Annotated in this window: 8 protein-coding genes and 1 pseudogene; 6 read left to right on the top strand and 3 right to left on the bottom strand. The window is 73.5% G+C overall.

Annotated features, from left to right (window positions below; translation table 11 throughout):
• Both ACJ73U_RS00345 and ACJ73U_RS00350 read right to left on the bottom strand, forming a co-directional pair.
• A pseudogene (locus ACJ73U_RS00345) lies at positions 1–543 on the bottom strand (cytochrome P450); the annotation flags it as partial.
• A 77-nt stretch (positions 544–620) separates the two neighbouring features.
• The gene (locus ACJ73U_RS00350; protein WP_407775437.1) at positions 621–1,484 is read right to left on the bottom strand and encodes an SMP-30/gluconolactonase/LRE family protein; all 864 of its coding nucleotides are present in this window, start codon (positions 1,482–1,484) and stop codon (positions 621–623) included.
• Between the two features lie 85 nt (positions 1,485–1,569).
• On the opposite strand from ACJ73U_RS00350, the gene ACJ73U_RS00355 reads away from it, so the two are divergent.
• The 3 genes from ACJ73U_RS00355 to ACJ73U_RS00365 all read left to right on the top strand — a co-directional run bounded on the left by ACJ73U_RS00355 (position 1,570) and on the right by ACJ73U_RS00365 (position 3,968).
• A complete protein-coding gene (locus ACJ73U_RS00355; protein ID WP_407775438.1) occupies positions 1,570–3,351 on the top strand; it encodes a family 43 glycosylhydrolase in 1,782 nt (593 codons plus the stop codon).
• A 126-nt stretch (positions 3,352–3,477) separates the two neighbouring features.
• Positions 3,478–3,807 (top strand): hypothetical protein, encoded by a 330-nt coding sequence (locus ACJ73U_RS00360; protein ID WP_407775439.1) that lies wholly within the window; start codon positions 3,478–3,480, stop codon positions 3,805–3,807.
• Positions 3,804–3,968 carry a hypothetical protein gene (locus ACJ73U_RS00365; protein WP_407775440.1) on the top strand — a complete coding sequence of 55 codons (165 nt, stop codon included), beginning with the start codon at positions 3,804–3,806 and terminating at the stop codon, positions 3,966–3,968. Before ACJ73U_RS00360 ends, ACJ73U_RS00365 begins: the two co-directional genes overlap by 4 nt.
• Before the next feature lie 42 nt (positions 3,969–4,010).
• Here the strand turns inward: ACJ73U_RS00365 and ACJ73U_RS00370 are convergent, their stop codons facing one another.
• On the bottom strand, positions 4,011–5,300 hold the full coding sequence (locus ACJ73U_RS00370; RefSeq protein WP_407775441.1) for a hydrolytic protein: 1,290 nt from the start codon (positions 5,298–5,300) through the stop codon (positions 4,011–4,013).
• A gap of 158 nt (positions 5,301–5,458) precedes the next feature.
• Between ACJ73U_RS00370 and ACJ73U_RS00375 the strand changes: the two genes are divergently transcribed.
• The 3 genes from ACJ73U_RS00375 to ACJ73U_RS00385 all read left to right on the top strand — a co-directional run bounded on the left by ACJ73U_RS00375 (position 5,459) and on the right by ACJ73U_RS00385 (position 9,848).
• Positions 5,459–6,085, top strand: a complete 627-nt coding sequence (locus ACJ73U_RS00375) for a response regulator transcription factor (protein ID WP_407775442.1) — start codon at positions 5,459–5,461, stop codon at positions 6,083–6,085.
• 108 nt (positions 6,086–6,193) lie between these two features.
• Positions 6,194–9,151 carry a hypothetical protein gene (locus ACJ73U_RS00380; protein WP_407775443.1) on the top strand — a complete coding sequence of 986 codons (2,958 nt, stop codon included), beginning with the start codon at positions 6,194–6,196 and terminating at the stop codon, positions 9,149–9,151.
• A gap of 16 nt (positions 9,152–9,167) precedes the next feature.
• Positions 9,168–9,848 carry a DUF4255 domain-containing protein gene (locus tag ACJ73U_RS00385; RefSeq protein ID WP_407775444.1) on the top strand — a complete coding sequence of 227 codons (681 nt, stop codon included), beginning with the start codon at positions 9,168–9,170 and terminating at the stop codon, positions 9,846–9,848.
• The last annotated feature ends 530 nt before the right edge of the window (positions 9,849–10,378 follow it).

Genomic DNA, 10,378 nt, shown 5'->3' on the forward strand with positions numbered 1-10,378 from the left:
CGCCGCCCGTATCTCGTCCTGGCTGTGCGCGGTGATCGACAGCATGATGTCCATCCACTGCCGGAGCTGGCGCTGGTCGTCACCGGGCGCGCCGATGAACTCGGAGATGACGGTGGCCGGCAGCGGCGCGGCGAAGGCGTCGATGAAGTCCACCGGCGGGCCGTGCGCCACCATCGCGTCGACCAGTTCGTCGGCGAGCTCCTGGAGCCGCGGCCCCATGCGTTCGACGGCTCGCCTGGTGAACGCCCGCGCCACCAGCTTGCGCATCCGGGTGTGCGCCGGCGGGTCCATGCTGAGCAGGAGGTACGGGTTCCCCGGGCCGGGAAGCACGGTCGGCACGTCGGGTTTGGCCGCCTCGGCCCGGCTGAACACCGGGTCCGCGTACACCCGTTTGACGTCCTCGTACCGGGTGACCAGCCGAACCTGGCCGCCACCCGCCAGCCGCACCCGCGGCACCGGATCCCGTTGGCGCAGCTCGGCGTGGCGGGGATCCGCGTCCAGCTCGGGCGGGGAGTCGAACGGGAACACCGGAAGATCCGCCATCACGCGCTCCTTGGCCGGTTCGTATGTCGAACATAGCCCCAATGCGCGGCGAAACCGAACGTTCCGGAAAGCCCCGGCTACGTGGCCGGCCGGTACGGCTCGGCGGGCGGGCCGCCGACCGGGAGCGTGACGGTGAACAGCTTGCCGGCGTGCGGGTGGCGGGCGCTGTCCTCGGCGCTGTAGTTCTCCTGCGACGTCGTGATGAACAGCCGGTTCCCCGCGAACGCGCAGCTCGACACCTGCGGCGCGTCGACCTCGACGAACGCGAGGACCTCGCCGGCGGGCGAGTACCGCCGCACCCCACCGCCACCGAACAGCGCCACCCACAGGCAGCCCTCGTCGTCGACGCACATGCCGTCCGGCGCGCCGCCCTCGACGGAGAACGCCGCGCGCCGGTCGCCGATCTCGCCGTCGGGGGAGAAGTCGAAGACGTCGACGCGCTGGGTCGGGGTGTCGATGTAGTACATGCGGTCCCGCGTCCACGCCGTGCCGTTGGAGATGGTGACGTCGCGCAGCACCGCGGTCACCGTGCCGTCACCGTCCATTCGGTACAGAGAGGCGGCGCCGTTCTCCTGCGAGAACGCCATGCTGCCCGCCCAGAACCGGCCGAGCGGGTCGCACTTGGCGTCGTTCATGCGGTTGCCGTCCGGTTCCGGCTCGGCGAGCACGGTCACGGTGCCGTCGACGTCCAGGCGGGCGAAGCCGCGGCCCGCGGCGCACAGCCACCCGCCGTCCGGGTCGCTCGTCGGCACCACCGCGCCGGCCGGCATGCCCAGCTGGTAGGTGTGGGTGATCGAGAGGCCGCCGTGCCACCGGCCGCGGTGGACGAGGCCGACGAGCTGGTCGACCCACAGCAGCTCGTCCCGGCGGCTGTCCCAGGCCGGGGCTTCCGCGTGCTCGGCCCGCGTCTGGAGTGCCGGCTCGGCGGTGTAGTGCTCCATCAGGTGCTTCCCGGTCGTAGCAGTGCCTTGGTGACAGTACGATCCTGCATGGCCGCGAACGCTGGCCGGCACTGGGGGTGGAGCGATGACCGCTCGAGTCGGAGCCGCGCTGCTGGCGATCGCGTCGGTGTTGGCGGGGTGTTGGCTCGCCCCGCCGGCGGCCGCGGAGCCGGGAACGGTCGCCGCGGTCGACGACGCGATGCCCGCCGGTCGTCGTGCCGAGGACCCGGTCGCCCACGACCCGTCGGTCATCGCGCGGGGCCGGTACTTCTACAGCTTCAGCACCGGGGTCGGCCTGCCGGTCACGCGGTCGACCGACCTGCTGCACTGGGAGCCCGCCGGCACGGTGTTCGCCAGCCCACCGGACTGGGTGGGCCGCGAGCTGGGCGCCGTGCCCCACGACCTGTGGGCGCCGGACATCTCGTTCTTCGACGGCCTCTACCACCTGTACTACGCGGGATCCTCGTTCGGCACCAACAACTCCGTCATCGGGCTGGCGACCACGCCGACGCTCGACCCCGCCAGGTGGACCGACCGGGGCATGGTGCTGCGCACGACGCCGGCGGACCACGTCAACGCCATCGACCCCGAACTCTTCCTCGACGTCGACGGCACCGCGTGGCTGGCGTTCGGCTCGTTCTGGGACGGCATCGAACTGCGCCGCCTCGACCGGACGACGGGCCTGCCGTCCCAGGCCGACCCGACGCCGTACCCGCTCGCCTCCCGCCTCGGCGCGTCGGTCGAGGCGGCGTCGATCCTCCGCCGCGGCGGCTACTACTACCTGTTCGCCAGCTTCGACTACTGCTGCCGCGGCGTGGACAGCGACTACCGGCTGGTCGTCGGCCGCGCGTCCCGGGTAACCGGGCCGTACCTCGACCGCGACGGCGTGCCGATGACGGCGTTCGGCGGCACCGACCTCCTGCGCGGGTACAACGAGTTCCGCGGCCCCGGGCACAGCGACACGTTCACCGCGGGCGGTGCGGACTGGCTCGTGCACCACTACTACGACCTCGCCGACGACGGCACGTCGAAGCAGTCCGTGCGCCGCGTCCTGTGGCGGGACGGCTGGCCCGCGCTGTCCGATCCGCTCTCCGGCAGCAGCCAGGTCGGCCACGGGCCCGCCTGGGTGACCGTGGTGCACCGCACCAGCGGCGCGGTGCTGGACAACCCGTGCGGGTACGAGGGCAGCGACATCCTCCTCGGGGCGCCGAGGAGCGGCACGTGCCAGCAGTGGCGCCCGGAGGGCCGCGGCGACGGGTACGCGAGCCTGCTCAACCGGCACAGCAACAAGGTCGTCGACGTGGCCGGGTGCGTCGACGCGGACGGCGCACGGGTCGCCCAGTGGGGCTGGGTGAACAACGACTGCCAGAAGTTCCGCCTGACGGCCACCGCCGACGGCTGGTCCGTGCTCGAGAACAAGCTGTCCGGGCGGGTGCTGGCCCCCGCGGGCTGCGGCGGCGCGGGCGCGGCGGTGCAGACGTTCACGCGCACCGGCCAGCCGTGCCAGGAGTTCCGCGTCGACCCGGTCGGTGACGTCCTCATCGCCGACGACGCGGGCACCGGCGTGCTCCAGGGCGGTTGCGGACCGGCGGTGCTCATGGTGCCGCGCCGGGCGACGCCGTGCCAGCTGTGGCGCTTCGCCCACACCGAGGAGGGCTACTTCCAGGTGGTCAACGTGGCCACCGGCCGCCCACTGGCCGCACGCCGGCACGGCCCCGGCCTCACCCTCGGCGAACCGAACGACCCGACTCCGGCGGCCACCTGGCGCCTGGAACCCCTCGGCGGCGGCCGCTACCGACTCGTCGACCGCGCCGGCCGACCGGCCGACTCCGGGAACTCGCAACGGTTCCAACTCCTCGTGCCCTGACCGCGACCGGCTTGTCGGGGCATTCCTGTGTGTACTGCCGGGCAGATCGCTCACGCCGCCCTTGGCGCGCCCCCGCGGGCGTGCTGGGGTCGGGGCACGGTTCCGACTCGTCCGTGGAGGTGCGGTATGCGTTCCGATGAGAGCGCCGCGCCCGAGCCGTTCGCCGGCGACCTGTTCGTCCGGCTCGCCGAGCGGGGGTGGCTGGTGGTGTCGCCGGAACAGGCCGAGCGCGCCATCGCCGAGCTGGAGGAGACGCTGGTGGCGGTGCGCGCCCAGCTGCGCAGGGCCGAGCTGGCCCGCCGGCTGCGCGGCAGCGGGCCCAACCCCGACCCGGACCTGGACCGGCTGGTCGTCGAGTGCGCGTTCGCCGGGCAGATCGCGGCCGACCGGTGGGAGCAGGCACTCGTGGAGCTGCCCAAGTACATCGAGGCCTTCCGGATCGCGGCCCGGCGGTGATCGACGAGGGGACCGGCGCCGACCTCGTGGCGGAGCTGACGGCCGCGCGGGAGGAACGGCTCTCGTGCCTCGCCCGCGGGGACGGCGCGACCGCCGCGCTGCTGGCCGCGTGGATCGACGCGCTGCTCGACGAGTGGAACCGCCGCACGACACGGCGATGACCCCCGGCCCGGCGGTACCAGGCCGAGGGTCGCGCGTGGGGCTCACTGGCTGGGCTGGTCGGTCAGGTCGCCGCTGACGTTGAGCAGCTCGAAGCAGTTGGGCGCCTGCCGCCCGGTGAGGGGGGTGCCCGGCTGGGCGCAGTCGACCGTCGCGGTGACGTTCGCGCCCGGGAGCACGTCGATCGACGTCACCCAGTGGTAGTCCTGGTTCCGGAACGTCTCCAGCGCGATCGTGGTGATGACGCGGTCGCCAAAAGTGATGGTGAGCACACCCTCGTCGCCCTGGCGGTTGGCGAGCACGAGGTCCGTGATGTGGAAGACCTTGCCCTGCGGCACCGTGTACTCGCCGACGCCCTGCTGGCCGCCGTTCGTGCGGACCTCGATGGTGCTGGAGCTCTGCTGCCCCTGCGTCCCGGCCGACCCGCCGGTGCCGCCGCCCTCCTGGCCCTGGCCGCTCTGCTGCTGTCCCTGCTGCCCCTGCTGACCGCCACCCGCACCGCCGCCCTGCTTCGGCGGTGTGGTGACCTGGCTCTCCTGCCCGGCCTCGGCGATCTGCTGCGCCCGGTCGTCCGCGGCCTCGCGTGCCGCGCTGCGCACCGCCGGGCGCACCAGGGCGAACCACGCGACCACCAGCGCGAGCAACGCGGCCAGCAGGACCAGCAGCCACCGGGGGAACACCGGGAGCTGGATCAGCTCGCCCTCCAGCGGGTGCTGCCCGACGTCCTCGCCGGCGACGGCGCTCGCGTCCAGGCGCAGCGGCCACGTGACGGGCTTGCCGAACCAGACGATCTTCGCCACCCGCACCCGGAAGTCGAGGTCCGCGCTGTCGCCGGGCCCGACCGTGACAGGCCGCTCGGGCAGCGCGTAGGTGAGCTGGTCGTCGGTCTCCGGCGCGGACAGCGTCGCGTCTGCGGAGGTGTTGCCGTCGTTGTGCAGCGTCACGTGGTACCGGGCCCGCCGCCACGCGCGCCGGCGCTCGGGGACGAGCTCGGCACGCTGCTCGGCGAACGGCGCGACGAGCACGATCGTCTCCGACACCACGACCGAGTCCGGCCGCTCGGTCGGCAACACCCGTACTCCCAACGGAATCTCCCCCGCGCGCACCGCGGGGGAGCGTGGCGGCCGGAGCACCACGGTCACCTGTTCGGACGTGCCGGGGTACAGCGACAGCCGCACCGGTTCCACCGTCGTCCAGGGGGCGCACTCGCCCACCACCTCGAACGTGTACGCCTCGACGATGTCGCTGTCGTTGCGCACGGTCATCGTCGTCCTGGTCTCCAGGCCGGGCGTGACGGCCACGGTGGGGAGACCGAATTCTGTAGTTGCGGTCACGACAGGCAACCGTAAGTACGGCGACCCGCGGGCGGGCAGGGAGAAAAGGGCACTGTACGGGCAAACGCGTGCACTCGTGGGCCACATCGGGTGCACCGACGATCGGCACGGCTGAACATCGGAGGAGTCAGCGGGGAATTCCTACAGGAGAGACCGAGATGACGACAAGAGTTCCGGTGATGGTCTACGCGGAGGACCCGGTCCTGCGCGCGGGTGTGGTGCACCAGCTGCGGCCGCGGCCCGAGGTGGAGATCCTGACCGCGGAGGAGGAGTCGCGGGCCGCGGTGACGCTGGTGGTGGTCGACGAGGTCGACGACAACGCGACCCGGCTGCTCCGCAGGCTGCAGCGGTCCTCGACCACCCGCACGGGCGTGGTCGTCGGCCGGATCGACCGGGAGGCCCTGCGGACCACAGTGGACTGTGAGGTCGCCGCCGTGATCCGCCGCGCGGAGGCGAACCAGGACCACCTGGTGAACGCGATCCTCGCGATGGCGAAGGGGGAGGCGGTCCTGCCGGGCGACCTGGTGGCCACCCTGCTCGACCACGTGGGGAAGATCCAGCGGCACACCCTCGACCCGAACGGCCTCACGCTGTCCACGCTCACGCCGAGGGAGACCGACATGCTGCGGCTGATCGCCGAGGGCTTCGGCACCGCGGAGATCGCCACCAAACTGTCCTATTCGGAAAGAACGGTGAAGAACATCCTGCATGGCGTCACCACGCGTCTGAACCTGCGCAACCGCGCGCACGCCGTGGGTTACGTGATGCGGCAGGGGCTGATCTGACCGCCGTTGCCCCAACCGCCACCGGGTCTGCCCCGCGGGTGCCCGCGCGGACCTCGAAGCGCGCACCGGGTGCGGCGACGATGGCGGCGAGGACTGGGAGGTGCGATCTTGTCCAGAACCCGAGCCCGGGTCGTGCTCGCCGTGGTGTTGTTGCTGAGCGCGGTGTTCGTGGTGGTGCGCGGCAGCACGCCGCCGCCGGCCGCCGCGCAGCAACAGGTCCCGTTCGCCGGCGGCCGGATCGCCTTCGCGGGCACCGGGCACCGGAGCATCGGGGTGGTGACCGACCCGGCGCCGGCCCGGCCGGGCGCGAGCGAGCCGCTCTTCGGCGCGGGCCCGGCGCACTTCGACGACGACGTGTCGGCACGGGGGAACCTCGTGGTGTTCACGAGCCGCCGGGACAGCGTGGCGCCGCAGGTGTACCTGCGTGCCGCGGACGGCTCGGTGCACGGGCTCACCACCGACCGGGACGCCGCCCACCCGCGGCTGTCCCCGGACCTGCGCTCGGTCGTGTTCGACTCGGCCGAGGGCGGCGAGCGGGACCTGTGGCTCGTCGGGGCCGACGGGACCGGGTTGCGCCGGCTCACCGACACCGCCGGCGCGGACACGTGGCCCACGTTCTCGCCGGACGGCACGCAGGTCGCGTTCGCGAGCGACCGCGGGGGCGTCAGCCAGATCTACCGCCAGCCGGTCGCGGGCGGGGTGGCGGTGCCGGTGACCGACGAACCGGCCGGGGCCACCGAGCCCGCCTGGAACGCGCGGGACGGCCGCATCGCCTACACCGCGGGCGGCGACCAGATCCGGGTCGACGGCACCCCGCTGCTCGGCGGCGACCAGGCCGGCCGGCAAACCCGCTGGCCGGTGTGGAAACCGGACGGGACGGGCCTGCTCTTCCTCAGCCCGGACGAGGAGGACGGGAACGTCGCGGACGTGTACGAAGTGGACACCACGCCGGGGCTGCCGGCGACCGCCGCACCCGGCCTGCTGCTCGGCGAGGACCGGGACGTCACCTCGCCGGCGTGGCTGGACGACCCCGCACGGCTGCTGGTGTCCCACACCAGCGCGCCCACCCGGACGACGGCCACGCTGCAGGACATCCGGCCCGACGGCAGCGACCCGCGCGACCTCGACGTGCCGCTGCTCCGCGAGGACCCCGAGGCCGTGAACGACTCGAACCTGCTGTTCCACCCACGGGCCGGCTTCGACCCGTGGTTCCAGCGCGAGGAGTTCTCCCCGGACGGCCGGCAGCTCGTGGTGACCCGGTTCACCGACGTCGACGGCGTGCGGGCGCAGCGGCTCTGGCTCGTCGACGCCGACGGCGGGAACCCGCGCCTGCTGCCGGTGGCCGACCGGCAGACCACCGACTGGGAGTTCGACCCCGCGTGGTCGCCGGACGGCCGGCTCATCGCCTTCGCCCGGCGCTCACCGGGGGGCGTGCGGCCGGCCGGCGGCCAGAGCCACGTGGTGATCGCCGACGTGGCCACGGGCACGGTGGTCGGGCGGCTGGTCCCACCGCCCGAGGCCGCCGACCAGGAGGACACCCAACCCGCGTGGTCGCCGGACGGCGGCACGCTCTCGTTCACCCGCGGCATCGTCAGCGACGGGCCGAACGGCGAGGTCCGCGACAACCACGTGTGGACCGCGCGGACCGGCACCCTCGACGAGCAACGCGACCTGTCCGTGGCGGTGTGCGGGTTCGACTGCGCGGTCACCGACGACAGCTCCGCGTTCAGCCCGGACGGCGCGAGCCTGGTGTTCAACCGGGAGAACGACGGGCTGCTCCGGGTCTCGTTGGCGGACAACGGGTGCCAGGTCCTGCTGCCCGCGGGCGCGAACACCTGCGCCACCCCGATCAACGCCCCGGCCGGGCCGTTCCAGCCGCGGGACGCGGCGTTCTCCCCGGACGGGACGCAGATCGTGCTGACCACCCGCCGCACGCAGGCCGCGGCCTCGCCGGAGGAACTGGCGGTGCTGGACCCGGCGACCGGCGCGCTGGACCGCATCGCCACCGGCCTGCCCGGCCGGCAGAAGGAACCGGCGTGGCAGCCGTCGGCGGACCTGGTCGTGTCCGCGCCACCGTCGGTGTCCGTCGTGGACGTCGGGGGAGCGGCGCCGGTGGCCGTGACGGTGACCAACCGCGGCCCGACGGACGTGCGGGACGCGCAACTGGTCGTCGCCGTGCCGGACGGCGTGCGCCTGGACGACGTGCGCCCGACCGGGGGCACGTGCGACGGGCCCCGGTGCGCCCTGGGACCGTTGGCACGCGGCGAAAGCGTGCGGATCGACGCGGACCTCGTGGGCCTCGCACCCGGCCGGCAGGTGGTGACGTGGTCGGTGGCCGGTGACGTGCTCGACGTGCGGCCCTCGGACAACGCGGCGGCGACCAGGCTGGCCGTGCGTGCGCCGCCCGCGCCGCCACCAGCGCCCGCCGGGCCGGGGCTCGGGGTCGTGGTGCAGCCCGAACCGTCCTATGTGGGCGGTCTGGCGACCGTGCGGTACACCGTGCGCAACGGCGGTGGCAGCCCCGCCACCGGGCTGCGGCTGGACTTCCAGTTGCCGGCCGCCATGCCGGTCGCCACGCTGCCGCCGGGATGCTCGGCCGCCGGCTGTGCGCTGTCCGACCTGGCACCCGGCGAGTCGCGGGTGGTGCAGGTGCTCCTCGCGCCGAACACACCCGTGCGCACCGAGGTGCGGGGCGCGCTGCGCACCACCGGCACCGATGCCAACCCCGGCGACAACACGGCCCGCGCGCCCATGACCGTGCTCCAGCCCAGGATCGTCGCGGTGCCGGCGATCGGCAAGCCGGGCTTCGTGACCTCGGTGCGGGGCCTCGACTTCCCGCCCGGCGTGCCGGTGCGGCTGACGTGGACGCCGGGCATCACCGCGGCCGCGCTGCCGACGATCCCGCGCCGGGACGGGAGTTTCGCCGCACAGCTGCTGATCCTGACCAAGGACCAGACCGGGCCGCGCACGATCACCGCGACCGGCCCCGGCTTCGCGCCGGCCACGACACCGTTCCTGGTCGTACCCGGCACGTTCGCGCCACCGGACATGGTGGCACGCAGGTGAGCCCGAGGAGGCACCGATGATCCACGAGGTCGACGAGGCGATCCGCCGGCTGCTCACCGCCGGCGACGTGCCGGGCGAGCAGGGCGAGCTGGCGTTCGAGGCGCCGACGACGGACTGGACGTCGCGGCGCAACGCCCCCACGGTCAACGTGTTCCTGTACGACATCCGGGAGGACCTGAGCCGGCGCAAGACCGGCGAGCTGGAGGTGCACGGCGAGGACGGCGTACTGCTCGGCTGGCGCGGCTCCGCGCGATGGTTCCAACTGTCCTACCTGGTCACCGCGTGGACCAACCGGCCGCAGGACGAGCACCGGTTGCTGTCACAGGCCCTGGCCGCGCTGATCCGTGCCGAGCGGATGGCCCCGGAGTGGCTGACCGGGACACTGGCCGAGCTGGGCCTGTCCGTCACGGTGCAGGCGGGCACCCCGGTTACGGAGGGCGGCGCCGCGTCGGACGTGTGGTCCGCGCTGGGCGGCGACCTGAAGCCGGCGATCAACCTGAAGGTGATCGCGCCGCTGGCGGGCGAGTGGACGCCGGCCGGCCCGCCGGTCAGCGAGGGCGTGGTGCTGCGCTCGACCGACCAGGCGCACCGGCTGCGATACGAGGGCCCCACGACGGCGGAAGGCGACGGGTTCGCGGTGACGCGCTCCCGCCCGCTCCCCACGCCCCGCCGCCGCCGCGGCGAACCAATCCGATGACGGCGGTGTCCCCCACCCGGGCCGGGGAGACCCTCTCCTCGGCCGCGGAGCCCGTTTCCCTGGATGCGAAGACTGTCGCCTCGGCTGCGGGGGTTGTTTCCGCGGCTGCGGAGGTGGTTTCTTCGGCTGCAGAGGTCGTTTCCCCGGACGCGGAAGTCGTTTCTTCGGCTGCGGGAGTCGTTTCCCTGGACGCGGGGGTTGTTTCTTCGGTTGCGGGGGTTGTTTCCCTGGACGCGGGGGTTGTTTCTTTGGCTGCGGAGGCTGTTTCCTCGGCTGCGGAGGTCGTGTCTTCGGTTGCGGGGGTTGTTTCTTTGGCTGCGGGGGCCGTCGCCTCGGCTGCGGAGGTCGTGTCTTCGGATGCGGAGGCTGATTCTTTGGCTGCGGAGGTCGTTTCCCCGGCTGCGGGAGCCGTCTCCTCGGACTCCGGGGCCGTGTCCCCGGAGGTGGGGATCGTTGACCAGGACGCGGACCTGGCCGACCTGTGGCGGCGGCTCGGCGGCGTGGAGCAGCGGGTCCGGCGGTCGGTGGCC

The sequence above is a fragment of the Actinophytocola sp. genome (genome assembly GCF_045807065.1).
Lineage (GTDB): Bacteria > Actinomycetota > Actinomycetes > Mycobacteriales > Pseudonocardiaceae > Actinophytocola.